The following is a 25295-nucleotide window of genomic DNA, read 5'->3' as shown; positions in this document are numbered from 1 at the left end:
CTTGAGCTCTTTGAAGGGTCGTTCGAGACCAGGACGTTGATAGGTCAGGTGTGGAAGTGCAGTAATGCATTAAGCTAACTGATACTAATTGCCCGTACGGCTTGTCCCTATAACCTTGACGGTTATATGCATTTACTAAGATGGTGAGTGCTACCCCAACTTTTACTTCTTCCCGATTGTTGCCAAGTTAAAGCTTGATGACCATAGCAAGTCAGTCCCACCCCTTCCCATCCCGAACAGGACCGTGAAATGACTCTGCGCCGATGATAGTGCTGCAACCAGTGTGAAAGTAGGTTATCGTCAAGCTAGTTATAAGCCAAGAAGGCCCGCTCAGTGAGCGGGCCTTTTTGCATTTATACTTCCCGCATGCCCATCTTGCTTGATGCCGCGCTGCGCGGCATGCTGCTCTCCCTGCTGCTGATACTGATTGCCGTGCTCTGGCGTGAGCGCGCTCGTCTGGCCATCGCCTTGTGCCTGGGCCTGTGCGTGCAGGTCATCAGCTCGACTCCCTGGTTTGAGGCGACGCTGCCACGTTGGTGGCAAGCGCCGTTTGTCGCGATTTCGGTCGGCAATGCTGTGCTGTTTTATCTGCTGGTGCGCGTATTGCTGGACGACGACTTCATACTCAGGCCAGTGCACGGCGTGGCGTGGGGCGCCGCGCTGCTGGTCAGTGTGGTGAACTGTCTGGCGTATAGCTGGCCCACATTGCTGGTGGTGCGTCTGATTCCGCTGTTGTGCGCCGTGTTGGCTGCCGCTGCGGCCCTGCGTCACTGGCGCGTTGATCTGGTGGAGCAGCGTCGCACGTTGCGCGCGGTGATCGTCATTGGCGGCATCGTCTATTCAGTGGTGACGCTGGCGCTGCGTTTGCAGCACGAGTCGGAGCCGTGGCAGGGCGCGCCGGCGTTGTATGACGTGGCGGCGTTGCTGGCGATTGTCGCCATAGCTGCTTTCCGGATGGTGCGCCTGGAGCCGTCTGAACTGTTGTCCAGGCCGGCGCGGGCCGCGCCACCGCCACCCGAGGCGCCTGATGAGGCACTGGCCAATGCCTTGCATCGCTTGATGACCGATGAACTGGCCTATCGCGGCGGTGATCTGACGGTGGCAAGCCTGGCCGCGCGCCTGGATGTGCCCGAGTACCGGCTGCGCAAGCTGATTAACAAGCAGCTTGGCCATCGCAACTTCAACAGCTACATCAACGAATTCCGTTTGCGCGAAGCGCAGGCCGCGCTGATCGATCCGGCCCGGCGCGCGCTGCCGGTGCTGACCATCGCGTTGACCGCCGGCTTCCAGTCCATCGGCCCGTTCAATCGCGCTTTCAAGGCCGCCACCGGCCTGACGCCCACCGAATTTCGCAAAGAGAATCTGGCCGAATCCTGAAAAATGCAGGATACGGCGAGACGGCCAGACCGCGCCACCGCATAGTCGACTCGACCGGCCGCATTCGCCGCCGGCATTGACAAGGAGTGAGCAATGCGCTGGTTCGGTTTGTGGTTGGCTTTTCTGACATGGCCCACATGGGCGGCGGTCGGCTACACGACCATCCCCGCTCATGACCAGGTGGGCACCATTACCCTGTTCTATCCCAGCGTCACGCCGGAGCAGCCGATGCGGCGCGGCGAGTTCATCATGCAACTGGCCGAGCAGGGCGGGCCGGTACGCGGCAACGGCCGGCTGGTGGTGATTTCGCATGGCTCCGGCGGCAGTCCCTGGGTGCACAGCGATCTGGCGCGCGCGTTGGTCGAAGCCGGCTTTGTGGTGGCGATGCCGGCCCATCGCGGCGACAATTACCGCGACGATGCCCATCCTGGCCCGGAGAGCTGGACGCTGCGCCCGGCCGAAATCTCCACCGCCATCGATGAAGTCGGCCGCGATGCCCGCTTCGCGCCGTTGCTGAAGCTGGACCAGGTCGGCATGTATGGCATGTCCGCCGGCGGCCACACCGCGCTCAGCATGGCGGGCGGCCGCTGGTCGCCGGCGCTGTTCAAGCAGCATTGCGAGGCCGACCTGGAAGCCGATTTTCAATCCTGTGTCGGCTTGGCTACCCACCTCACCGGCGGCATGCTGGATGGGCTGAAGAAGTGGCTGGCCCTGCTCATCATCCGCCATCGTTTCGACGACGACAAACTGCGCGAACATCATGATCCACGCATCGCCGCCGTGGTCGCTGGCGTGCCCGCCGCCGCCGACTTCGACCTGGACAGCTTGCGCGCGCCGCGCGTGCCGTTGGCCCTGATCACCGCCGGCCAGGATCGCTGGCTGATCCCGCGCTTCCACAGCGACCGCGTGCTAGCGGTGTGTCAGACCTGCATCCACCTGGTGCACTTGCCGAATGCCGGCCACGGTGCCTTGCTGTCGCCGCTGCCGCCTGGCCTCAGCGGCCTGGTCGGCGACATGCTGAACGATCCGACCGGCTTCGACCGCAGCCAGCTGCCGCAGGTCGATCAGGCCATCGTCGCATTTTTTAGTCAGCGCCTGTTGCCTTAGCAAGCTGTCATCAAGCGGTAACGCCAGTTGCCTACACTGCCCGTTCTTAAAATTATTTCAACAGGGACGTGAGATGAAACTTTCTATACTGCCATTGGCTGTCGCCATGGCACTGGCTGGCTGTGGCAGTAGCGACAGCGAACCCGCCAAGACGCCGATCACCGGCGTGTTCCTGGACGGCGCCGTCGAAAACCTGGATTATGTGGCCGGCAGCGCAGCCAAGGCCAGCACCAATGCCAAGGGCGAATTTACCTGCTACGCCGGCGACACGGTCGCCTTCAGCGTCGGCGGCATTGCACTCGGCAGCGCGACCTGTGCCGCCACCATCACGCCGCTGCAATTGGCCAACAGCACCGACGTCAAGGACGTCAAAGTGGTCAATCGCCTGCTGGCGCTGCAATTGCTGGATGAGGATAGCGATCCCGCCAACGGCATCAAGCTGACCGCCGCCGTCAAAACCGCGCTGGCTGCGAAAAGCGCCGACTTCAGCGCCGACGCCACCACCTTTAACACCGCCCTGAGCGCCACGCTGACCACCGCCGGCACCCAATACGCCGCCCGCAGCGTGGACGACGCCCGCCGCGCGCTGGTGCGCGAACACTTCGAAGACACGCTGGCATCCAAAGTCGGCACCCCGGTCAACGAGGCGTTCACGCAGACCACGCCGCTGGGCAGCGTGGCGGTCACCGTGACGCGCTATCAGGTCCAGGCCGCCACCAGCTACTACATCCCCTACGAGGGCACGAATGCCAAGGTCAAGGCAGATTTCCCGCTGGGCTTCCTGCCATCCTACGGTTCGTCGCTGGCCTTCAAGGGCACCAACGCCGCCGGCGAACTGGAGTTCTATGGCCTGACCGACCGCGGCCCGAACGGCGATGGCCCGAATTTGCCGGCACTGAGCGGCAGCGGGACCACCGGCGCCAAGATCTTCCCGTCGCCAAGCTTTGTGCCATCGTTTGGCGTGATCACGGTCGGCAAGTCGGGCGCGGTGCTGGGCTCGTCCACGCCGATCAAGGTGTCGACCACGGTCAAGACTTCCGGGGTGGCGATCCCGCCTGGCACGCTGGGCAATTCGTCCGAACTGCCGGTGCTGGATGCGATGAAATACGACGCCACAAGCAAAGCCACCTTCGACGCCAACGGCCTGGATACCGAGGCGATTGTGGTCGACAAGAAGCGCAGTCTGCTGTGGATATCGGACGAGTATGGGCCATTCATCGTCAAGCTCGATCCGGCCACCGGCATCATCCTCGGCAAGTACGCGCCAGGCAGCGGCCTGCCGGACATCTTCGTCAAGCGCCGCGCCAACCGTGGCATGGAGGGGCTGACGCTGGATACCAGCACCGATTTGCTGCACGGTTTCCTGCAAAGCCCGCTGACCGATGGCAGCGCCACCTATTCCGTCACCGGCAAGAGCGAGCTGATCGAGCGCTACGCGCGCTTCACCCGCTGGACCGAATTCGATCCGAACACTGGCAAGGCCGGCAAGATGTACGCCTATCCGCTGGCTGCCGCCGATTATCAGGACGGCCGCACCGGCAACGCCAAGCTGGGCGATGTGGTGGCACTGGGCAATGGCAAGTTCATCGTGATTGAGCAGGGCGCGGCCCCGAGCGGCAAGGTGTTCAACAAGCTGATGCTGGTGGAGATCGCCACCGCCACCGATATCGCCGCCACCGCCTACAACCCAACCAGCTCCGATCTGGAGAAGAGCAGCATGGCCGGCGCCGCCGTCAATGGCGCCGACTGGTCGACTGTCACCACGCTGAAGAAAACCCTGCTGCTGGATTTGAACGCGATCGGCTGGCTGGCCGAGAAGGCCGAGGGGCTGACGATTGTGGACGGCAACACGCTGGCGCTGGCCAATGACAATGACTTCGGCCTGAAAACCAAGGTGTTCGACGCCAACGGTAACGCGGTGGAAGATGCCGATGTCACCAAGTGCAATGTGGATGCGAACGGCGTCATCATCACCAGCAGCTCGGCCGGCTGCAATAGCGCCAACAGCATCCGCGTGGCGCGTGGCACTGACGCCGAACGGCCAAGCCGTTTGTGGCTGATTAAATTCACCAAGGCGCTGACGTCGTTCTGACGCGGTATGGGCCCCCGCCTGCGCGGGGGCGACGCCCGCTTAGCGCGCCGCGTTCTGCTCGGCGATCAGTTTGGCGATTTGCGAATCGCCCTTCACCGGTTCCACCAGCAGCACTTGCTGGCGGTTGATCAGCATGCGGTCCGGCGCGTGGGCCTCGCCACCACGCTTGACCAGCACGCTGCTGACGGCCTTGGTTTCCGGATTTTGCCGGCCCTGGATGTAGAACACATCGCGCAGCGTCAGATAGTCGCGGTTGCTGTCTTCCAGCTTGCCGAAGAACATCTGGCCATTCATCAGCGCCACCGCCTGGTAGGACGTGCCGGTATCCGGCGCCGGGTGGACAAAGGCGATGGTGCAGGCGGCAAGTGTCACCACCACGGCCACCGCAACCGCACTGAGCGCGGCCACGCCCGCTACGAACTTCTGCATGAAAACTCCCTCCAATTCAAAAATGCCGGGCAGCTTAGCAGTTTCGCCTGCGGCCGCACAGGCCATGCGGCGCTATTGCAACAGTGTCACTATCTTGTAACAAGTTTATGGGATATTAAAAGTTTGTTCATAACTCTAACGGGGATTCCATCATGCAGAAAGCCAGTTCCGCCATCCAATTCATGCTGCTTGCGACCTTGCCGGTCGGTGTGGCAACCGCGGCGGATTTTCCCGGCACCATCAGCTCCAGCACGTCGGCGCAAAAGCTGGCGGCTGGCCAGAGCGGCACCGTGGGCACTGGCGGTTCGCTGATCGTCAGCGGCGACAAGGTGGCGGTCACGATCACCGGCAATGGCGCCACGCTGAACAACCTCGGCACGATTTCGCAGACCGGCACCGGGCGCGGCATCCGCGACAACACTGGCGTGACCGATCTGGTGGTCAATAACGGCAGCACCGGCAACACCACGGCGCTGATCCAGACCGCCGATGCCGACGTGATCCAGATGGCCAAGGCCAGTGCCAGCGTCATTCTGAACAACTACGGCTCGATGATCTCGCTGAACGCCAGCGGCGGCGGCAATCAAGTGGTCGATTTCAACGCCGTCACCGGCACCAACATCGTCAACAACTATGGCTTGCTGCAGGCGACCGAGGCGGACGCCGTGCGTCCCGGCCTGAACGGCGTGGTCAACAACTACGGCAGCATCAAGTCGTCGACCACCACCGGCAGCAGCAGCGATGGCGTCGACCTGCAGGCCAACACCGGCATCCAGGTGTTCAACTATGCGACCGGCCTGATCCAGGGCGGCCGTCACGGCATCACCGGCGGCCCGGACAGCGATATCGCGTTTACCGTCAGCGTGACCAATGCGGCCGGCGCCACCATCAGCGGCCTGAATGGTTCCGGCATCAATCTGGATGGTTACAGCGCCAAGCAGACCGCCACCATCGTCAATAACGGCACCATCATCGGCAATGGCGTGACTGGCGACGGTGATGGTGTCGATGCCGATGGCGTGGCCAACATCACCAACACCGGCATCATCCGTTCGGTGAATGCGTACAGCGCGGTGTCCGCTGGCCTGGCCTATAGCGAAGGCATCAGCGTGGGCGGCGGTACCATCATCAACTCCGGCACCATCGAAGGTCTGGTCGACAGCGGCAACACCAATGCGGTGGGACGCGGCATCACGCTGGCCGGCAACGACAAGAGCGACGGCACGCGCGAAGGCTTGTACGCCAACGCCGTCATCACCAATCAGGCCAATGGCGTGATTCGCGGTCAGAGCGACTCGGCCATCGTGGTCTCCGGCGTGGCCAGCGGCCATACCGTGACCATCAATAACTACGCCGGCGCCTCCATCATTGGCGGCGGCACCGCCAACGCGGCGATCAAAGGCAATGCCGACGATACCACCATCGTAACCGGCGGCATCATCAATGGCAGCAGCAGTGGCAAGGCGATTGAACTGGGTAGCGGTGTCAACAGCGTGACGATCACCGGCGGCACCATCAGCGGCAGCATCAATGGCGGCGGCAGCCAGAGCACGCTGACGGTGGCTGCCGGTAGCGGCAGCTTTGCGTATGCCGGCGCGATTTCCAACTTCAACAAGGTGGAAATTCAGAGCGGCACGGTGACCTTCTCCGGCGTCAGCAGCTACGGCGGCGCGACCGTGTTGAGTGGCGGCGAACTGGTGCTGGATGGCGCCCAGCGCCTGTCGTCCACGAGTGAACTCATCCTCAACGGCGGCACTCTGCAGCTGAACAATGCCGGCGCCACTGGCCAGACCTTTGCCAGCCTGACGCTGAGCAGCGATTCAGTCGTCAAGCTGGGCGGTTCGACGCTGACCTTTGGCGGTCTGGGTGCGGTGGTCAGCGGCGCCACGCTGAGCTTCACCCAGGCCGCCAGCGGCAGTTATGCGTTCCGCCTGCTGGGTGATTATTCGAGCAACACCAGCTTCCTGGCACTGCTGAGTGCCACCACCGTCAATGGCCTGGGCGCGACCTACAGCTATGACGGCAGCTACACCACGGTGCTGGCCGCCGTGCCGGAGCCATCGACCTACGCCATGCTGTTTGCCGGCCTGGGCCTGGTGGGTGCGATTGCGCGCCGTCGCCGCACCAAGGTTTAGTTCACATCAAGGCGGTCCGGTGGCCGGGTTGCTACCTTCTCAGGATAACCCTGGGAGGAAAGCCCGATGGAATATGCTCAGCTGAGACCCGGCCGCCGTTTTTCCCCGTTCCACAGTTTGATGTATTACAGCCAGCGCGTGGTGACCTATCCCGCGCTGCGCCGGCTGGTGGTGCGCGCACTGAGCGGCGCGGTGCGGCTGCGCCAGGGCGCTGGCAAGGAGCTGTATGCGGCCACTGCCACCGAAGAGACGGCTTTGCTGGAGCTGCGCCGCAGCGGCTACGCGCCGCTCGGCAATTTGCTGGATAGCGCCCAGTGCGATGAAATCTGTGCCTGGCTGGCCGATAAACTGCTGACCGATCGCGATCGCCAGCGCTCCGGCTTCACGCTGGCGCAGCGCGGGGCAGAGGTGCGGGTGGCCGATTACCATTTACGCGACGTGATCGGCTGTCCGCACATTCTGGCGCTGGCCAACAGTCCACCGTTGCTGGGACTGGCGGCGCGCTACATGGAATGCAGGCCGACCATCTCGGCGCTGGGGCTGCGCTGGTCGTTCCCGGTGACGGGTACGGACAGCGCGCTGCAGGCGTTTCACCGCGATTCCGAAGACTGGCGCTACCTGAAAGTACTGGTCTACCTGACCGATGTGGACGATAGCGCCGGTCCGCACGTCTTCCTGCATGGCAGCCATCTGACGCAGGCGCCGCTGCGGCTGCGCTTCTACAGCGACAGTGAAATCGCCGACGCCCACAGTGCCGACATGCTGCTAACCGCGATCGGCACGCGCGGCTTTTGCTTTGCGGTGGACACCGCCGGCATCCACAAGGGCACGGCGCCGGCCGTGCAGCCGCGTTTGATGTTGCAGATCCAGTACTCGCTGCTGCCCAGCTATGCCTATCGCTATGCGCCGGAGCGCTACCATGGCCCGCTGCTGCTGGACCCTTACGTCAATCGTCTGATTGTTCGTCCGGACGACGCGCCTGACTGATGGCTTCACCGTCGCTCTTGCGCAGCGTCCAGAAGGTCAGCGAGGACAGCACGGTCAGCACCGCCAGCGTGAGGAAGGCGTGGTGCAGCGCCGACGTCAGCGCCACCCGGTTGGACTGCGGCAGATCGCCCAGGAACCAGCCGGTGACCAGCGAACCGGCCGCCAATCCAAAGCTCATCGACAGCTGTTGCATTGAGCTGGCAATGGTGCTGGCCATGCTGGAATCCGGACCTTCGACGTCGGCATAGGCGATGCTGTTCATGCTGGAGAACTGCAGCGAATTGAAGAAGCCCAGGCACAGGCTGATCGCCACAATCGCATACAGCGGCGTGCCTTCGCGCACAAACGTGAACAGGCTGATGGTGAGGCCGATCAGCAGCGTGTTCACGGTCAGCACCTGACGATAGCCGAAGCGGCCCAGCACGCGCGCCGAAATCACTTTCATGCCCATGGCGGCGGCCGCCGACGGCATCATCAGCAGGCCGGATTGCCAGGCCGGCAGGCCCAGGCCCAACTGGTACAGCAACGGCAGCAGGAACGGCAGGCCGCCAACGCCGATGCGGGTGACAAAGCCACCCAGCACCGAGACGCGGAAGGTGCGCACCTTGAACAACGCCAGCCGCAGCAGCGGAAACGGCGCATCCTTGGCGTGCCACCCGTACGCGAACAGCAAGCTGATGGCGATCACCAGCAGCACCGAGGCCGAGGTCACATCCAGCTTATGTTCACCAAACACTTCCAGCAGCCATGACAGCAGCGCGATGCCGGTGCCGAACAACACCAGGCCGATGAAGTCCAGGGGGCGGGTGTGTTCTTCCCGGTAGTCCGGCATGTAGCGGTGCGCCAGCCAGATCGCGGTCAGGCCGACCGGCACGTTGATGAAGAAGATGTCGCGCCAGGTCAACCAGTGCACGATCAAACCGCCGATGGTGGGGCCGAGCAGGGGGCCGATCAGCGCCGGGATGATGACGAAGTTCATGGCCGCCAGCAGTTCGTGCTTGGCAAAGGTGCGGACGATGGTGAGGCGGCCGACCGGCATCATCATCGCCGCGCCAAAGCCCTGCAGCAGCCGCACCGCCACCAGCATCGGTGAGCTGACCGACAGACCGCACAGCACCGAGGCGATGGTGAAAATAGCGATCGCTGTCATGAACACGCGGCGCGTGCCGAAGCGGTCCGCCATCCAGCCGCTGACCGGGATCGACACCGCCAGACTGAGAATGTAGCTGGTGACCACGGCCTTGAGGCTCAGCGGCGTCACTTGCAAGCTGGCGGCCATCGACGGGATGGCAGTGTTGACAACGGTGGAGTCCAACTGCTCCATGAAGAGAGTGGTGGCGACCACCCAGGGTAGGTAGCGTTTGGCGGCATCGGCATTCATAGCCATGATTGTCACACAAAATAAACTAAACGGTCATAAGCGCGTCACGTTCGGGGCGTAAGTTGCGGACATCGCTAGCGCCTATGGGAGAGGACCATGGACATCAAGCCGCCACGCCGCACTTTTATCCGTCAAATGGCCGCATCGACCGCGCTGCTCGGCGTGGGCGCCGCCGGTTTGAGTGGTTGTACCAGTACCGCGGGCGGCGTTGCCGATGGCGGCGCGCCGGGCTTCCGTCACGGCGTGGCCAGTGGCGATCCATTGAGTGACCGGGTGATCCTGTGGACGCGGGTGACGCCGGCGCGCGACGGCGAGGTCGCCGTACGCTGGCAGGTAGCCACCGATCCCGCCATGCAGCAGGTGATCGCGCATGGCAGCGTGGTCGCTTCCGCACAGCGTGACTACACGGTGAAGATCGACGCCGCCGGACTGCTGCCGGGCCATGTGTACTACTACCAGTTTGCGGCCGAGGGCGAGAAGTCGGTGGTGGGCCGCACCAAAACGCTGCCGCGCGGCGATGCGCGCCAGGTGCGGCTGGCGGTGTTCTCGTGCTCGAATTATCCGGCCGGGTACTTCAACGTCTACGCCGACGCGGCGCGCCAGGACGATATCGATGTCGCGCTGCACATCGGTGACTACATCTACGAATACGAAAGCACCGGTTACGCTTGTGGTAATGCGGAGGTGCTGGGCCGCGTGTCGGAGCCGCGCGAGCTGCTGCTGCGCACCGACGATTATCGTCGCCGCTATGCTCAATACCGCTCCGATCCCGACCTGCAGGCGGCGCATGCCGCCATGCCCTTCATCGCGGTGTGGGACGATCACGAATTTGCCGACGATACCTGGCGCGATGGCTCGGTCGATCACAAGGTTGGCAAGTACGGACCGTTCGAGCTGCGCAAACTGGCGGCGCTGACCGCGTATCACGAGTGGATGCCGATTCGCGTGCCGGATGCGGCGACGCCGGACAAGATCTATCGCTCGTTCGACTTCGGCGGCATCGTCTCGCTGCATATGCTGGACACGCGCCTGATCGCGCGCGATCAGCAGCTGATGATGTCGTCTTATTACGACGAACATCGTCACTTCGACGTCGAGAAGTACAAGCAGGATGTATGTTCGCCGCGCCGCCAGATGATAGGCCACGAGCAGATGGCGTGGCTGGAAGGGCAGGTCAGCCGCTCCAACGCGCGCTGGCAGATGCTGGGCCAGCAGGTGCTGATGGCGCGCATGGAGTATCCAACCGCCGTGGTCATGGGTGAATGCAATTGCACCGACTATTCGGCGCTGAAGAAGCGCGCCAAGGCTGATCCATCGTGCGTCAATAAGAAGGAAGAGCGCTGGTTGTCCGGCGCCACATTGCCCTGCTATCTGGATTCGTGGGATGGCTATCAGGCCGACCGCGAGCAGGTGTTTGAGATGATGCTGAAGCACCGCAAGAATATGGTGGTGCTGGCCGGAGACACGCATAACGCCTGGGCCAGCGATCTGCGCGACGCGCAGGGCCGGCAGGTGGGCGTGGAATTTGCCACCGCCTCGGTGTCATCGCCAGGCATGGAGGGTGCGTATCCGGATCGCGATCCGGAGGATGTGGCGGCGATGATGGTGGATCTGATCGAGCCGCTGTACTACGCGCAGACCAGCAAGCGTGGCTACATGATCGTCACCGCCAGCCATGAGCAGGTGCGCTGCGACTGGCGCTTTGTGGATACGGTGTTCAAGCACGAATTCACGGCGGCGACGGAGCGCAGTCTGCGCGTGCTGCCAGGACCGGGCAACCGCCGCATTGAAGAGTGTAGCGCTTAAACCTCGCTGCCCCACTTGTTTTCGTAGAGGATTTCGCTGAGCGGGCGGCGCTGGTCCCACTTTTCCATCTCCAGCATGGGCGCGGGATAGAACTCGTGCACCTGGCCGACGCACAACACGGCGATCGGTTGGCTGCCCTCCGGCATGCCAACGATCTCGCGCAGCCGCTGCGGATCGAACATTGACACCCAGCCGGCGCCAATGCCTTCGGCGCGCGCTGCCAGCCAGAAGTTTTGCAGCGCGCAGGCGGCGGAAGCCAGATCCATCTCCGGCATGGTACGACGGCCAAACACGTATTGATCGCGCTTGTCGATCAGGCCGACCACCAGCACTTCGGCGCATTCCAGTATGCCTTCCACTTTCAGGCGCATGAAGTCCTCGGCGCGCTTGCCCAGCGCTTCGGCGGTTTTGATGCGCTCCTCGTTTACATGCTGGTGGATGCGCGCGCGCAGCGCGGCGTCGGAGATGCGGACGAAGCGCCACGGTTGCATATAGCCGACGCTGGGGCCATTGTGCGCGGCTTCAAGAAAGCGCTGCAACTGGCCATCTTCCAGCGGGCCGGATTTGAAGTGGCGCACATCGCGGCGTTCGCGGATGGCGCGATAGACGCCGGCGATTTCGGCGTCAGAGTAAGCGTGGGTATTCATTTCAATGCGAGTAAAGCGTCAAGCAAGGGCTGGGTGGCGTCGGCAATGCGATCCAGGCTGGCTTCGCGCAGGGCGGCGGTGTCCACCGTGTGCTGCGATTCCAGTCCGGCCCAGCGTAGCAGGGCGCTGATGGCTTGCGGGGTGTCGAACAGGCCGTGCAGATAGGTGCCCAGCACCTGGCCGTCGGCCGACAAGGCGCCTTCGGGGCGGCCATCGATCTGGAAAGCTGGTGCTTCCAGCGCGCTGCCGGTGGAGACGCCCATGTGAATTTCGTAGCCGCTGACTTGCGCCTGTTGCGGGTCGAAGGCGCACACGCCCTTTACCTGCGCCAGTCGTTTGTCGGGGCTCATTTCGGTGCTCATGTCGAGCAGGCCAAGCGCGGGCGAGGTGCCGGCCTTGCCCTCCATGCCCAGCGGATCGGACACGCTTTGCCCCAGCATCTGGAAGCCGCCGCAGACGCCGATGATTTTGCCGCCGTAGCGCAGATGGCGCAGGATCTGCTGCGGCCAGCCTTGCGCGTGCAGCCAGGCCAGATCGCCGCGCGTGTTCTTGCTGCCGGGGAGGATGATCAGATCCGCCGCCGGTATCGGCTGACCTTCGCGCACGAAATGCAGGTCGACATCCGGATGGGCGCGCAGCGCATCGAAGTCGGTGTGGTTGCTCATGCGCGGCAGGCTGGGAACCACCACGCGGAAGGCGCCGCGCGCGGCTTGTACCGGCTGCACCGCGTCTTCGGCGTCGAGGAACAGGCCGTGCAGATAGGGCAGCACGGCCAGCACCGGCTTGCCGGTCTGCTGTTCCAGCCACTCCAGGCCCGGCTCCAGCAGCTTGATGTCGCCACGGAAGCGGTTGATGACGAAGCCGATGGTACGCCGCCGTTCACTCTCCGACAGGCAGGATAGCGTGCCGACGATGTGAGCGAACACGCCGCCACGGTCGATGTCCGCCACCAGCACCACCGGACAGTCCACCTTTTCGGCAAAACCCATGTTGGCGATGTCGCGCGAGCGCAGATTGATTTCGGCCGGGCTGCCGGCGCCTTCGACCATCACGCAGTCGTATTGCTGTAGCAGGCGTTGGTGCGATTCCAGCACGGCCTGCATGGCCACGGTTTTGTATTGGTGATAGTCGCGCGCGTTCATCTCGGCGCGCGCCTTGCCGTGGATGATGACCTGGGCGCCGATGTCACTGGATGGCTTGAGCAGCACCGGATTCATGTCGGTATGCGGCGCCACGCCGGCGGCGATGGCTTGCAGCGCCTGGGCGCGGCCGATCTCGCCGCCGTCTTCGGTGACGGCGCTGTTGAGCGCCATGTTTTGCGGCTTGAACGGCGCTACGCGCACGCCCTGGCGCTTCAGCAGGCGGCATAGCGCTGCCACCACCGTGCTCTTGCCGGCGTCCGAGGTGGTGCCCTGTACCATCAGGGTGGAATAGGGAAAGGTCATATCAGTTGCGGTGCTGGCGGGCTTCGTCGATTTTTTCACATAGGGCTTTGGTGCCAGCCACCATGCGCGGGCCGGCGCGGTTGAGCAGATCGCCCTGCAGGCGGAACAGGTTGTTATTCTTCACCGCCAGCATATTTGGATAGGGCTTCCACAGGTCGACGCTGCCGTAATCCTTTTCGCTGGTGCCGAAGATGGCTTCCGGATTCTCCTGCAACACGGCTTCAACGCTGACCACCGGCGCCGTCACTTTCAGGTCGGCGAAGATGTTGACGCCGCCGCACAGGCGGATCGAATCGCTGACGATGGATTTGCCGTTCAGCGTGTACAGCGGCTTGTCCCATACCTGATAGAACAGGCGTACCGGCGGGCGGTTGGCGTATTGTTTGGTCATGGCGGCGAACTGCGCGCGGATCTCGGCGGCGGCCGGATTGGCGACAGCTTCGGTGCCCATCAACTGGCCGAGACGGACTACGTTGTCGGCAATGCCATCCAGTTTGGTTGGTTCGCTGTGGAACATTGGCACGCCCAGCTTGCGCAGATTCTCGATCTGGCGTTCGAAACCGCCGTGCATCCAGATCACGATCAGGTCCGGCTTCATCGCCGCCACGCGTTCCATGTCGATCAGGCGGTTGTCGCCGACGCGCGGGATTTTCTTCGCCGCTTCCGGATAGTCGCTGTATGTGACGGCGCCGACGATTTTGTCGGCGCCACCGGCCGCGAACAGCAGTTCGGTCACGTGCGGCGCCATGGCGATCACGCGCTGGGCTGGTTTTTGCAGCGTGACCACGTTGCCGTCGTCATCGCGCACCGTGATCGGCGCCGCGTTGGCCGCCTGCGCGCCGGCCAGCGCGATGAGCGCCGCCAAGGCCAGTTTGCGCCAGGCGCTGGTTTGCTGATTCATCGTTTGCTCCATTCGTTAAGTGCTGCGTGCAGGCGCTGCCAGCCTGCGTCATCCGGCGGCAGGCCGAGGCGGATGCCGCGCGCCGCTTGTGTAAATAATCGTACCCAGATGCCGCGTTCCGCCATGTGCTGCCAAAAGGCTTCCGCCTGCGGCTCGGCCCACCACTGGAACAGCGGCGTGCCGTTCGACTGAATGCCTTGCGCGGCCAGCATCGCGCGCAGGCGTTCGCCGTTGGCGTTCAGATAATCGCGCGTATCGGCCTGCCAGGCGTGATCGCTCAGCGCCGCCATGGCGATTTGCTGCGCCGGGCCGCTGATGGTCCATGGCCCCAGCAGGTCGGCCAGCTCGCCCAGCAGCTCCGCCTGCGCGGCGACGAAGCCAAGGCGGATGCCGGCCAGTCCGAAGAACTTGCCGACCGAGCGTAATACGATCAGGCCGGGGCGCGCCGTGTGCGCTGCCACGCTGTTGTGCTGCGCGGTGTCGCCAAACGCTTCGTCCACCACCAGCCAGCCGCCGCGCGCGGCCAATTGGTCGGCCCATTGCAGCAGCTGCGCCGCCGGTACCTCGGCACCGGTGGGATTGTTCGGATTGACCACCACCACCACGTCGTTGTGCGCGACGGCGGCTTCCAGCTTGTCGTAGGGCGTCAGCGTCATGCTATGGCCATGGCCTGCCCAATGGTGCGCATGTTCTGCATACGATGGCGCGCTGACGGCCACCCGTGACGGCGCGCGCAAACGCGGCAACGCCTGGATCGCCGCCTGCGTGCCGGCTACCGGCAGCATCAGCTGCGCGCCGTAGAAGGCTTGCGCGGCGGCGGTCAGCGCGGGATCTGGTTCCGGTAGTCGGTGCCAGGCGTTGTCCGCCACCTGTGGTGCCGGATACCAGCGTGGATTGATGCCGGTCGACAGATCAAGCCAGTCGTCTCGGCCGAAGCGCTTCGCGGCATCGCGCAGATTGCCGCCGTGTTCAAGCATGTGTGTACTCCAGCAGCACGGCTGCGCCGCAGGCCAGGGCCAGCCACAGCGCGGTGGTGCGCGCCACCAGCCGCCATGCTCGGTTGATGTCGATGCCGGTGGCGGGCTTGCCCGCACCCAGCGTTGGACGGTATTCGATTTCGCCGTGATAAACGGCGGCACCGCCCAGTTCCACGCCCAGCGCGCCGGCGCCGCTGGACATTACCGGGCCGGCGTTCGGGCTATCCCAGGCCGGCGCCTGCGCGCGCCAGCATTGCCATGCGCGGCGTTTTCCTTGCAGGCCGGGCGCCAACAGCACGTAGGACAGCGCGGTCAGGCGCGCCGGCAGGTAGTTGAACGCATCGTCGATGCGCGCGGCGGCGCAGCCGAATTGCAGCAGGCGTGGCGTGCGGTAGCCCCACATCGCATCCAGCGTGTTGGCCATGCGGAACAGCACTGCGCCAGGGCCGCCGCCGATCATGAACCAGAACAGCGTGCCGAACACCGCGTCGTTACCGTTTTCCAGCAGCGATTCAGCACTGGCCTTGGTCAGTTCGATTTCGCTGGCGCTGGTGGTATCGCGGCTGACGATGTAGGAGGTGAGGCGGCGCGCGTTTGGCATATCGTTCTGCGCCAGCGCGTCGGCGATCGGCAGGTTGTGGTCGCGCAGGCTGCGCAGGCCGAGGGCGAAATACAGCATCACGGTGTGGGCGACGGCCTGCGGCAGCGGCAGTCGCAGCGTCCACACCAGCAGCGCCGCCAACGCGGTCAGCGGCAGCACGGCCAGCGTCCACGCCAGCACGCCGCGTGCGAAACGCAGCGAACCTTGATTAAATCGACGTTCCAGCGCCATCGCCAGATTGCCGAAGCCGACCAGCGGATGCCAGCGGCGCACCTCACCCCACCATAAATCCAGCAGTACAGCAGCCACCATCAGCACGGCGACGGTGGAAAAACTTAGTCCACTCAGCACGGCTATCCTTTGAGTACCAGCGGCAGGCCGGCGGCGACAAACACCGCGCGGTCGCAGATGGCGGCCACGGACTGGTTCAGGCGTCCCTGTTCGTCCATGAAGCAGCGCGACACCGCGCCCATCGGCATGATGCCCAGCCCAACCTCATTCGACACCAGCACGATATCGCTGGCGCACTTGGTCAGCGCGCTGGCCAGCATGTCCTGCTGTTCGTGGAACAACGCGGGCAGCACGATTTCGCCAACATCGGGATATTCCTGGCCGCCGCTGAACAGCAGATTGCTAAGCCACAGCGTCAGGCAGTCGACCAGGATCAGACGGTCCGGCGAGGACCAGCGCAGCAGTTGATTGCCAAGTGCCAGCGGTTCTTCCACGGTGACCCATTCAGCCGGGCGGCCGGCGCGATGGTGCGCGATGCGCGATGCCATTTCTTCATCGCCCGCAGTGGCGGTGGCGATGTAAATCACTTCCTTGCCCGAGTCGGCCGCGAGGCGTTCCGCGTAGGCGCTTTTGCCGGAACGGGCACCGCCCAGAACCAGTGTACGTGTCATGTCACCCTCCTTGAAAACAGAGCGGCACACGCCGCCGGATTGGATGGAAAGTATGCGTGAAAATAGGATGCGGTCAATGACCCAACGCGATACCAGGCTTCACCCTGTATTGCGGAGGGATGTTTGACAGTGTACGCCGCCGGTTCCACTTTGGTCTCCAGTTTGGAGTAGTGGAAGGTGTGGCCGCGCAACACTCCCTGCTCGGTAGGCAGTCCTTGCGAGCCGAGTCCGGCCAAACGTGGTTGCATTGCCACAGCGCCGGGCAGCAGGCCGGCCATATTCCATATCGCGCCGGCCTGGTCTTGCAGCGTGTCGGCCAGCGCCATCATGCCGCCGCATTCGGCCACGATGGGGACGCCGGCCACGTGCGCGGCGCGGATCGAGGCTTGCCAGTTGGCCGCTTGCGACAAGCGTTCCGCGTGCAGTTCAGGATAGCCGCCGGGCAGATAGATGGCGTCGGCCAGCGCCGGCACCGACTCGTCGGCCAGCGGCGAGAAAAAGCTCAGCGTCGCGCCCAGTTCGCGCAGCGTGGCGAGATTGGCGGGATAGATGAACATGAAGGCGGCATCGCGCGCGATGGCGATGGTTTTGCCGGCCAGCGGTGGTGGCGTTGGCGACGCGGTTTCCTCTGCGGCGGGCGGCAGCTCGATGTCGCGCAGTTGGTCCCACGCCGCCTGGTCGAACGTCAGCTGATCCGCCAATTGGTCCAGCAACTGGTCGATGTCGCTGACTTCTCCCGGCAGCACCAGGCCGAGATGGCGTTCCGGCAGCGACTTGGCCTGTTTCGGCAGCGTGGCGAACAGCGGGATGTCACGCAGCGACGATGCCACCATCCTGGCGTGGCCTTCACTGGCGACGCGGTTGGCGATTACGCCGGCCATCTCCACCGGGCCGTAGTCGCGCAGGCCGTGCACCAGCGCGCCGGCGGTTTGCGCCATGGCGCCGGCATCGATCACCGCCATCACCGGCACGCCGAATTCGCGCGCCAGGTCGGCGGAGGAGGGCGTGCCGTCATACAGTCCCATCACGCCTTCGATCAGGATCACGTCCGCTTCGGCGGCGGCTTGCGCCAGCTGCCGCAGGCATAGCTCGCGGCCGACCATCCATAAATCCAGTGAACGCACCGGCGCGCCGCTGGCGCGTTCCAGCAGCATCGGATCGATGAAGTCCGGCCCGCATTTGAACACGCGCACGCGCTGGCCCAGTCGTACCAGCTTGCGCGCCAGCGCGGCGGTGGCGGTGGTCTTGCCCTGTCCCGACGAGACGGCGGCCAGCAGTACCGCCTTTACCATTCCGTGCCCGCCTGCGCGCCGATGCCGGCCTTGAAGGCGTGTTTGACCACGTTCATTTCGGTGACGGTGTCGGCGATCTCGATCAGCTCCGGCGGCGCGCCGCGCCCGGTGATGACCACGTGCTGCATCTCTGGTCGCGCCAGCAGGTCGTTGATCACCGCTTCCACGTCCAGGTATTTGTATTTGAGGGCGATGTTCAACTCATCGAACACCACCAGCCCGATTTGGGGATCGGCCAGGAATTCTTTCGCCTTCTGCCAGGCTTCCTGCGCCTTGGCGATGTCGCGCTCGCGGTTCTGGGTCTCCCAGGTGTAGCCTTCGCCCATGGCGTGGAAGCTGATCTCGTCCGGGAAGCGGCGCAGGAAGCGCTCTTCGCCGGTCTGCAGCGCGCCCTTGATGAACTGGACTACGCCCACTTTCATGCCGTGGCCCATGGCGCGGATCGCCATGCCAAAGGCGCTGGAGCTCTTGCCCTTGCCGTTGCCAGTGTTGACGATGATGATGCCGATTTGCTTGTCTGCGGCGGCGATCTTGGCGTCGATGATGGCCTTCTTGCGCTCCATGCGCAGGCGGTGGCGGTCGTTGATGTCGTCGCTCATAGTGTGTTCTCGTTGGGGATAAAGATGCTGCGCGCGCCGTGCTGGATTACCTCGATCGGATGGCCGAGGTAATCGCTTAGCAGGCCGGCCTGCATGGTGTCCTGTTTGCTGCCGGCCAGCCAGCGGCCGTCGCCCTTCAACAGCAGCGCGTGGGTGGAGACGCTGTGCGCCAGCGTCAGGTCGTGGCCGATCATGACGGCGGTCTTGCCCTGTTCGCGGCACAGGCGCGCCAGGATGCTCATCACGCTGACCTGGTGCGCCAGATCGAGCGCATTGGCCGGTTCGTCGAGCAGCAGCAGCGGCGTGTCCTGTGCCAGCATGGCGGCAATCGCCACCCGCTGGCGCTCGCCGCCGGACAGCGTGCGCACATCGCGTTCGGCCAGTTCGGCCACTTCCATCGCCTGCAGGGATTGCAGCGCGATGGCGTGATCGTCGCTGTCTTCCCAATAGCGGTTGCCGTGGTAGGGATGGCGTGCCGACAGCACGGTTTCGATCACGCTGTAAGAAAAGGCATCGCTGCGGCTCTGCGCCAGGAAGGCGCGCTGGCGCGCCAGCGCATCCAGCGGCCATTCGGCCAGCGGCTTGCCGCTCAGCGCCACGTGGCCGCCGTCCGGCGCGCGCAGGCCGGCCAGTGCGCGCATCAGCGTGCTCTTGCCGGCGCCATTGCGGCCGATGATGCTCCAGCATTCGCCTTCGCGCACTTGCCAGTTCAGGTCCGTTACTAGCTGGCGCTGGCCGGCGCGCAGCGACAGGTTATGGGTAGCGATCATGCTCATTTGCGCAACCGGTGCAGTTGATACAGGAATACCGGCGCGCCGATCAGCGCCGTGACCACGCCCACTGGCAGCTGCTGCGGCGCGATGGCGGTGCGGGCCAGCGTGTCGGCCAGCAGCAGGAAGGTGCCGCCGGCCAGCGTGGCGGCCGGGATCAGGACGCGGTGATCGGGGCCGACCGCGAAGCGGCACGCGTGCGGCACGATCAGGCCGACGAAACCGATTGAACCGGCGCTGGTGACAGCGCTGGCGGTCAGCAGGCCGGAGACGAAGAACAGCCCTTTGCGCAGCGCGCCGACGCGGATGCCCAGCGTGGCGGCGGCTTCGGCGTGCAACGCCATCACGTTCATGGCGCGCGCATTGCGCAGCGCGTAGGCCAGAGCGGCGGCCAGCACTACCCACGGCAGCCAGCGCATCTGGGTGCCGGACAGGTCGCCGATCATCCAGAACACCATGCTGCGCAAGCGGCTTTCGGGCGCGATCGACAGCATCAGCGTCACCAGCGCCATGCAGGCGGAGGACAGGATGGCGCCGGTCAGCAGCAACAGCGCGGTGCCGCCTTCGGCTGCGGCGCCGCTGCGCAGGTCACGGCGGGCCAGCAGGTACAGCATCATGGAGACGGTGACGGCACCGCCAAATGCGGCGGCATCCACCATCCAGGCGGCGCACATGAACATCAGCGCGGCCAGCGCGCCGACCGAGGCGCCGGCCGAGATGCCTAGCACATAGGGATCGGCCAGTGGGTTGCGCAGCAAGGCTTGCATCATCACGCCGGCCAGCGACAACGCGGCGCCGGTGACAAAAGCGGAGATCGCGCGGCTGACGCGCAGATCAAGCAGGGTGGCGGCCAGCGACGAGGTCTGGCCATGCAGCAGCTCATTCAGCGCTGCGGGAATATCGGAAAGAGGAATCGAGACCGAACCGGTCATGCCTGAAAAGATCAGGCTTGCAAACGCGAACAGCAGCAACCCGGTCAGAGTCACGGTGGCGCGCTGTCGCAGATTGCGGGAGAAAGAATGCATGCACTGCTTTCAAAAAAACTGCCGGGGAATTCATCCCCGGCAGGTTACACCATTATTTGTAGCCGTAACGGATACCGACAAACACGTTCGAACCTGGCGTGGCGTAGTAACGCGCCAGATCGTACTGCTTGTTCAGGACGTTGTTCCAGCGGACCAGCGCCGACCAGTCGTGATTGATCGTGTAGGTCGCAAACAGGTTCACCAGGCCGTAGCCGCCCAGACGGTTCTTGTTGGCCGTGTCGTCATAGCGATCGCCCGACAGTTCCAGCTCGGAGCCCAGTTTGAACTGGCGGATGTGATAATCGGCGGTCAGGTTGCCATGCTTTTTCGAACGGCGCGCCAGACGCTTGCCGCTGGTGTCGTCCTTCGGATCCTGCAGATCGATGCTGGCGCTCAGGTTGACGCCGGCCAGTTTGGTGGCGCCGCCCAGGGTCAGGCCTTCCAGCGTCGCCTTGCTGACGTTGTAGGCGCAGCCATATGGATAAGCGGTGGTGCCGAACGGGCATGGCGTGGTGTTCACCAGCAGGTCGGTCAGACGGTTGTGGTAGTAGTTGGCGCTCAGCGCGTTCACGCCATCGTCCCAACGCAGACCGATTTCGGCGTTCTTGCCCTGTTCCGGCTTGTTGTTGGCATTGCCGTAGCTTGGGTAGTACAACTCGTTGTAGGTCGGCGCGCGGAAGCTGGTGCCGTAGCTGGCGGTGGCGCGCAGTTGGGCGGTGATGTCGTAGCCGTAGCCCAGCGAGCCGGTGTTTTTGGCGCCGTACACCGAATTGTCGCGACGGATCGACGCGTTCAGCAGGTTGGCGCCACGGCGCGCATTGTACGAAGCGGCCCACGAGTTGGTGCTACGGTCGCGGTTCAGCGCCGACGAACCGTTGGTGCTGACTTCTTCCTTGCGGTGGTCGTACAGCACCTGCACGATATCTTCGCCAACGCGGATATCGTTCTGCAGCGTGATGTCCTTCTGCTTGGTGTTGATGCGCGAGTAGCCGCTGGCGGCGGCGCTGCTCCAGTTTTCGCCGTTGTCCTTGCTCTCCGAGTACTGCAGCAGGGTGTCGACGTTGGCGACGAACTTCGCCTTGCCGTAGACGGCGGCGGTTTCCAGCAGCGCCTTGTTGCGCACGTCGTAGGACGAGCTGCCGTTGTCGTATTGCGATTTCAGTTCGCTGTGCACGAACATGGCGCCGGCTTCGTAGCCGGGCGCGATCTGCAGGCTGAATTGGCCGGCGGCGTTTTCCTTGTCGTAGCCGTCGTCGTCCGCGTTGTAGCTGGACAGGCCAGGACGGGTGGCCGAGAAGCCGTCCGACTTTTCCTTGCCAGCGCTGATCGAGTAGCTGAAGCTGTGTTCACCGCCGGTGGCGCCGGACAGGGTGGCATCGGCTTCGCGGGTGTTGTCGCTGCCATAGCCAACGAACGCGGTCACGGCCGGCGCGCCCTTGCCCTTTTTGGTGAAGATCTGGATCACGCCGCCGATGGCGTCGGCGCCGTACAGGGAGCTCAGTGGGCCGTAGACGATTTCGATATGGTCGATGGCGGTCAGCGGAATCGCGCTCCAGTTGGCGGCGCCGGTGGTCGAGGAACCGATGCGCACACCATCTACCAGCACGATGTTCTGGTTGCTGTTGGCGCCACGGATGTAGACGCTGGACGAGGTGCCGGCGCCGCCGTTGCGGGCGATCTCGATGCCGCGCTGGCGCTGCAGCAGGTCGATGATGGAGCCGGCGCCGGATTCGGCGATCTGCTCGGCGTTGATGGTGATGGTATCGCTGATGACGTTGGCCAGCGGCTGGGCGCTGCGGGTGGCGGTAACGACAACGGTGTCGGCGGTTTCGGCGTGGGCATAGCACGCGGCCATGGCGAGTGCCAGCGACGTCAGCGCCGCAGGACGGGAAATACGAAAGGTCATGATCTTTTGTGTTGTTAGTATCAACCGGCCGACGTCCCCGTAAGCCAGTTGTGAACAGAAGCGCGATGTACGCTTCCACCTGAATTGGCCGGTATCCGGGCTAACAAGTCGAACCGCCTTACCTTCCCATGCCGAGGCACAGTGGTTTCAAGAGGTGGTTTGTCGCGGACTGCGGCGACACTTGCTTACCGTTGCGGGGGCAGCACACGTTGGCCTGATGGCAGGCTTCGTGTTTCCCGTTTAACTGCGCATCTGAGCAGACGCGCGAGCACCAAAACCCGCACATTATACGGGTTTCAGGGCAGTCGGTCACCGGGAGGGCAGGATCACTGTGGCGCCGTAGCCGATTTGATGCGCGGCCTGGGCGGCTTGCAGCGCCATCTGCGCGGGTGCCAGCCCGGCGTGACAGGCGGTCAGCAAACGGATGCTGCCAGCGTGGCAGACGATGATGGCGTCGTCCTGCGGCAGCGCGTGATAGAAGGCTGAAATGCGTTCGGCCATGCGCAGTACGTTCTCGCCGCCGCCGGGACGGTAGTTGGCCATGTCGGCGGCCCAGGCGTCGATGCCGGCGCGCGGGATGGCGTCCCATGGCTGCATTTCCCAGTCGCCGAAGTGCATTTCGGCGAGGCGGGCGTCATAGATGGGGGCTGCGCTCAGGCGGCTGGCCAGTGTGGCGCAGCGGCGCAGGGGACTTGAATAGACCGGCAGCCCGGCCGGCAGCCGCAGGGCGGCCAGCGTCTGCTCCAGCTGTTCGGGGGCGACCACGAGGTCGGTGCTGCCGTAGCAGATGCCCGGCGCCACCAGCGGCTTGGGATGGCGGACCAGTATCAGCATCAGGGCAGCGCGTTGTGGTGCAGGCTGGCCAGCGCACACAGATAGAAGACCGCTTCGCTGACCTGCTGTACCGCGCCCAGGCAATCGCCGGTATAGCCGCCGATGCGGCGCACGCACATGCGCGCCAGCCACCAGGCGGCGATGGCGGCGGCGATTACGCCGCTCAGCAGCGCGGCCTGCGGCAGCCAGCGCAGCCAGATCACCAGCAGCGCGGATGGCACGACGGTGAGGGCGGCGACGAGGAATTCCGCACCGCTCATTTTTTGTGCGAGGGGTTTGGCCTTGCCTTCTGCGCGTGCGTAGTCCAGACGCCAAATCAGCGAGGTGGCCATCAGTCGCGACAGCGGATGCGCCACCAGCAGCGCGCCGATGGTGGCCCACGGCGGCAGCATGGCCAGCGTCGTCAGCTTCAGCGCAAGCATGCAGATGGTGCCGATCGCGCCATAGGCGCCGATGCGCGAGTCCTTCATGATCTCCAGCACGCGCTCGGTGGTCATGCCGCCGCCGAAGCCATCGCACATGTCTGCAAAGCCGTCTTCGTGGAAGGCGCCGGTAACGTAGATGCCGGCTGCGGTGGATACTACAACGGCCACCGGCGCGGGCAGGAACCATGCGGCCAATGCATACGCCGCAGCGGTAATCAGTGCCACCACCACACCCACCAGCGGGAAGTAGCGCGACGCCTGATTCAGCCAGGCGGGATCGAAACCCACCCAGCGCGGAATCGGCAGGCGGGTGAAGAACTGCAGCGCGGTGAAGAACAGGCGGAGTTGGTGCATCGTTATTCGGACTTCTCGCTGACCTGGGCCGATTCGAAGGTCGCCATCTGATTCAGGAAGTTGGCGGCGGCATGCAGCAGTGGCAGCGCCAGTGCGCAGCCGGTGCCTTCGCCCAGACGCAGGCCGAGATTCAGCAGCGGCTTGGCGCCTAACGCAGCCAGCATCTGCTGGTGGCCGCTTTCGTTGGAGCAGTGGGCGAATATGCAGTAATCCAGAATAGATGGCTGCATGCGCGCCGCGACCAGCAGCGCGCTGGTGACGATGAAGCCGTCGATCAGCAGTACTTTGCGCAGTTCGGCCGCTTTCAGCATGGCGCCCGCCATCATGGCGATTTCCAGGCCGCCGAAAGTGGCCAGCACGTCACCCGCTTCGGTGACGCTGGCGTGGTGAGCTACCGCCGCCTCGATCACGCGTTGTTTATGCAGGATGCCTTCGGCCGACAAGCCGGTGCCGGCGCCCACGCATTGCGCGACCGCGATGCCGGTCAGCTTGTGCATCAGCGCGGCGGCGGCCGTGGTGTTCCCGATGCCCATCTCGCCGAAGCCGACTACATTGCCTTCCAGTTCTGCGGCCAATGCCGCGCCGGCGGCCAGCGCGGTCTGACACAGGTCGTGGCTCATGGCGGGTTCCTGCGCGAAGTTGCGGGTGCCGTGCGCCAGCTTGCGGTCGGTGAGGCCGTGACGCGGGCCGAAGTCGTGATTGACGCCGGCGTCGATCACGCGCAGCGCGCAGTCGTTTTGCTTGGCGAAGACATTGATGGCGGCGCCGCCGGCCAGGAAGTTCTCAACCATCTGCCAGGTCACGTCCTGCGGATAGGCGGAGATGCCTTCGGCCACCACGCCGTGGTCGGCGGCAAACACCAGGATGGCGGGCTTGGTGATGGTGATGTCGCGCGTGTTCTGTATCAGGCCGAGCTGGCGGGCCAATGCTTCCAGCGTCCCCAGGCTGCCGAGCGGCTTGGTCTTGTTATTAATAGCGCGGTCGAGTTCGGCTGCGAGCGTGTCGTTATGAGTAGGGGAGATTGGCATGACGTGACGAGTAAATCGAAGAATTTGCTATTTTACCCCTTGCCAAAGCGGCCGACGGCTTGCTATAGTTCTGTCCCTCGCAAGACAACGCGGCGCTGATAAAGCGAAACGATGAAATGTGAAGGGGTTGACGAGATGGACGAAACAATTCATAATCTCGCTTCTTCGCTGATGAACAAAACGATTCAACAGCAAGCAACACAAGATCTTTAAAAATTTACAGTCGATAAATGTGGGCGTTTGATGCTGCAACAAAAAGCATTAAATGCTCAACA

21 protein-coding genes, 2 rRNA genes, 1 pseudogene and 1 riboswitch are annotated in these 25295 nt (G+C 64.0%); of the genes and pseudogenes, 8 read left to right on the top strand and 16 right to left on the bottom strand.

What is annotated here, in order from left to right; translation table 11 throughout:
- The 5 genes from GJ699_RS33135 to GJ699_RS33115 all read left to right on the top strand — a co-directional run.
- Positions 1-109 (top strand): 23S ribosomal RNA (locus tag GJ699_RS33135); the annotation flags it as partial.
- Positions 110-193: 84 nt separating this feature from the next.
- Positions 194-306, top strand: a 5S ribosomal RNA gene (rrf, locus tag GJ699_RS33130).
- 60 nt (positions 307-366) lie between these two features.
- Positions 367-1377, top strand: coding sequence for a helix-turn-helix transcriptional regulator (locus GJ699_RS33125; RefSeq protein ID WP_154383686.1), 1011 nt, complete (start codon positions 367-369; stop codon positions 1375-1377).
- Positions 1378-1470: 93 nt separating this feature from the next.
- Entirely contained in the window at positions 1471-2484 is a 1014-nt protein-coding gene (locus GJ699_RS33120; protein WP_154383685.1) for an alpha/beta hydrolase family protein, read from the top strand.
- 73 nt (positions 2485-2557) lie between these two features.
- Positions 2558-4576, top strand: coding sequence for an esterase-like activity of phytase family protein (locus tag GJ699_RS33115; RefSeq protein ID WP_154383684.1), 2019 nt, complete (start codon positions 2558-2560; stop codon positions 4574-4576).
- A 39-nt stretch (positions 4577-4615) separates the two neighbouring features.
- Here the strand turns inward: GJ699_RS33115 and GJ699_RS33110 are convergent, their stop codons facing one another.
- Positions 4616-5005, bottom strand: a complete 390-nt coding sequence (locus tag GJ699_RS33110) for a hypothetical protein (protein ID WP_154383683.1) — start codon at positions 5003-5005, stop codon at positions 4616-4618.
- A gap of 2036 nt (positions 5006-7041) precedes the next feature.
- Here GJ699_RS33110 and GJ699_RS35445 point away from each other — a divergent pair.
- A pseudogene (locus GJ699_RS35445) lies at positions 7042-7140 on the top strand (PEPxxWA-CTERM sorting domain-containing protein); the annotation flags it as partial.
- A 66-nt stretch (positions 7141-7206) separates the two neighbouring features.
- A complete protein-coding gene (locus GJ699_RS33100; protein ID WP_154383681.1) occupies positions 7207-8127 on the top strand; it encodes a phytanoyl-CoA dioxygenase family protein in 921 nt (306 codons plus the stop codon).
- Here GJ699_RS33100 and GJ699_RS33095 read toward each other — a convergent pair.
- Positions 8087-9508 carry a DHA2 family efflux MFS transporter permease subunit gene (locus GJ699_RS33095; protein WP_154383689.1) on the bottom strand — a complete coding sequence of 474 codons (1422 nt, stop codon included), beginning with the start codon at positions 9506-9508 and terminating at the stop codon, positions 8087-8089. The two genes, GJ699_RS33100 and GJ699_RS33095, sit on opposite strands and share 41 nt — an antisense overlap.
- Before the next feature lie 96 nt (positions 9509-9604).
- Between GJ699_RS33095 and GJ699_RS33090 the strand changes: the two genes are divergently transcribed.
- Positions 9605-11314: an alkaline phosphatase D family protein gene (locus GJ699_RS33090; protein ID WP_154383680.1), complete on the top strand. Its 1710-nt coding sequence runs from the start codon at positions 9605-9607 to the stop codon at positions 11312-11314.
- On the opposite strand, the gene bluB is transcribed toward GJ699_RS33090, so the two are convergent.
- The 14 genes from bluB to cobT form a co-directional block, all read right to left on the bottom strand.
- Positions 11311-11961, bottom strand: coding sequence for a 5,6-dimethylbenzimidazole synthase (gene bluB, locus GJ699_RS33085; RefSeq protein ID WP_154383679.1), 651 nt, complete (start codon positions 11959-11961; stop codon positions 11311-11313). The two genes, GJ699_RS33090 and bluB, sit on opposite strands and share 4 nt — an antisense overlap.
- Positions 11958-13406, bottom strand: coding sequence for a cobyric acid synthase (locus GJ699_RS33080; RefSeq protein ID WP_154383678.1), 1449 nt, complete (start codon positions 13404-13406; stop codon positions 11958-11960). Before GJ699_RS33080 ends, bluB begins: the two co-directional genes overlap by 4 nt.
- 1 nt (position 13407) lies before the next feature.
- A complete protein-coding gene (locus tag GJ699_RS33075) occupies positions 13408-14307 on the bottom strand; it encodes a cobalamin-binding protein (protein WP_154383677.1) in 900 nt (299 codons plus the stop codon).
- Positions 14304-15284: a threonine-phosphate decarboxylase CobD gene (gene cobD, locus GJ699_RS33070; RefSeq protein ID WP_154383676.1), complete on the bottom strand. Its 981-nt coding sequence runs from the start codon at positions 15282-15284 to the stop codon at positions 14304-14306. Before cobD ends, GJ699_RS33075 begins: the two co-directional genes overlap by 4 nt.
- Positions 15277-16236 carry an adenosylcobinamide-phosphate synthase CbiB gene (cbiB, locus tag GJ699_RS33065; RefSeq protein ID WP_371867744.1) on the bottom strand — a complete coding sequence of 320 codons (960 nt, stop codon included), beginning with the start codon at positions 16234-16236 and terminating at the stop codon, positions 15277-15279. The genes cobD and cbiB overlap by 8 nt, the downstream gene beginning before the upstream one ends.
- A gap of 2 nt (positions 16237-16238) precedes the next feature.
- The gene (gene cobU, locus GJ699_RS33060) at positions 16239-16787 is read right to left on the bottom strand and encodes a bifunctional adenosylcobinamide kinase/adenosylcobinamide-phosphate guanylyltransferase (RefSeq protein WP_154383675.1); all 549 of its coding nucleotides are present in this window, start codon (positions 16785-16787) and stop codon (positions 16239-16241) included.
- Entirely contained in the window at positions 16784-18079 is a 1296-nt protein-coding gene (locus tag GJ699_RS33055) for a cobyrinic acid a,c-diamide synthase CobB (RefSeq protein ID WP_154383674.1), read from the bottom strand. Before GJ699_RS33055 ends, cobU begins: the two co-directional genes overlap by 4 nt.
- Positions 18073-18678, bottom strand: coding sequence for a cob(I)yrinic acid a,c-diamide adenosyltransferase (cobO, locus tag GJ699_RS33050; protein ID WP_154383673.1), 606 nt, complete (start codon positions 18676-18678; stop codon positions 18073-18075). Before cobO ends, GJ699_RS33055 begins: the two co-directional genes overlap by 7 nt.
- A complete protein-coding gene (locus GJ699_RS33045; protein WP_154383672.1) occupies positions 18675-19448 on the bottom strand; it encodes an ABC transporter ATP-binding protein in 774 nt (257 codons plus the stop codon). The genes cobO and GJ699_RS33045 overlap by 4 nt, the downstream gene beginning before the upstream one ends.
- A gap of 2 nt (positions 19449-19450) precedes the next feature.
- Positions 19451-20473, bottom strand: a complete 1023-nt coding sequence (locus GJ699_RS33040; RefSeq protein WP_154383671.1) for a FecCD family ABC transporter permease — start codon at positions 20471-20473, stop codon at positions 19451-19453.
- Between the two features lie 52 nt (positions 20474-20525).
- Positions 20526-22379, bottom strand: coding sequence for a TonB-dependent receptor domain-containing protein (locus tag GJ699_RS33035; protein WP_154383670.1), 1854 nt, complete (start codon positions 22377-22379; stop codon positions 20526-20528).
- Positions 22380-22448: 69 nt separating this feature from the next.
- A riboswitch (cobalamin riboswitch) is annotated at positions 22449-22670 on the bottom strand.
- 18 nt (positions 22671-22688) lie between these two features.
- The gene (locus GJ699_RS33030; RefSeq protein ID WP_154383687.1) at positions 22689-23216 is read right to left on the bottom strand and encodes a histidine phosphatase family protein; all 528 of its coding nucleotides are present in this window, start codon (positions 23214-23216) and stop codon (positions 22689-22691) included.
- Positions 23213-23992, bottom strand: coding sequence for an adenosylcobinamide-GDP ribazoletransferase (locus GJ699_RS33025; RefSeq protein ID WP_154383669.1), 780 nt, complete (start codon positions 23990-23992; stop codon positions 23213-23215). The genes GJ699_RS33030 and GJ699_RS33025 overlap by 4 nt, the downstream gene beginning before the upstream one ends.
- 2 nt (positions 23993-23994) lie before the next feature.
- The gene (gene cobT / locus GJ699_RS33020) at positions 23995-25020 is read right to left on the bottom strand and encodes a nicotinate-nucleotide--dimethylbenzimidazole phosphoribosyltransferase (protein WP_154383668.1); all 1026 of its coding nucleotides are present in this window, start codon (positions 25018-25020) and stop codon (positions 23995-23997) included.
- Positions 25021-25295 lie beyond the last annotated feature (275 nt).

Source organism: Duganella guangzhouensis (genome assembly GCF_009674535.1).
In the GTDB taxonomy this organism is placed as follows: domain Bacteria; phylum Pseudomonadota; class Gammaproteobacteria; order Burkholderiales; family Burkholderiaceae_D; genus Rugamonas; species Rugamonas guangzhouensis.
Note: the sequence above shows the minus strand (reverse complement) of the source record. Positions and strands in the feature narration are given on the sequence as shown.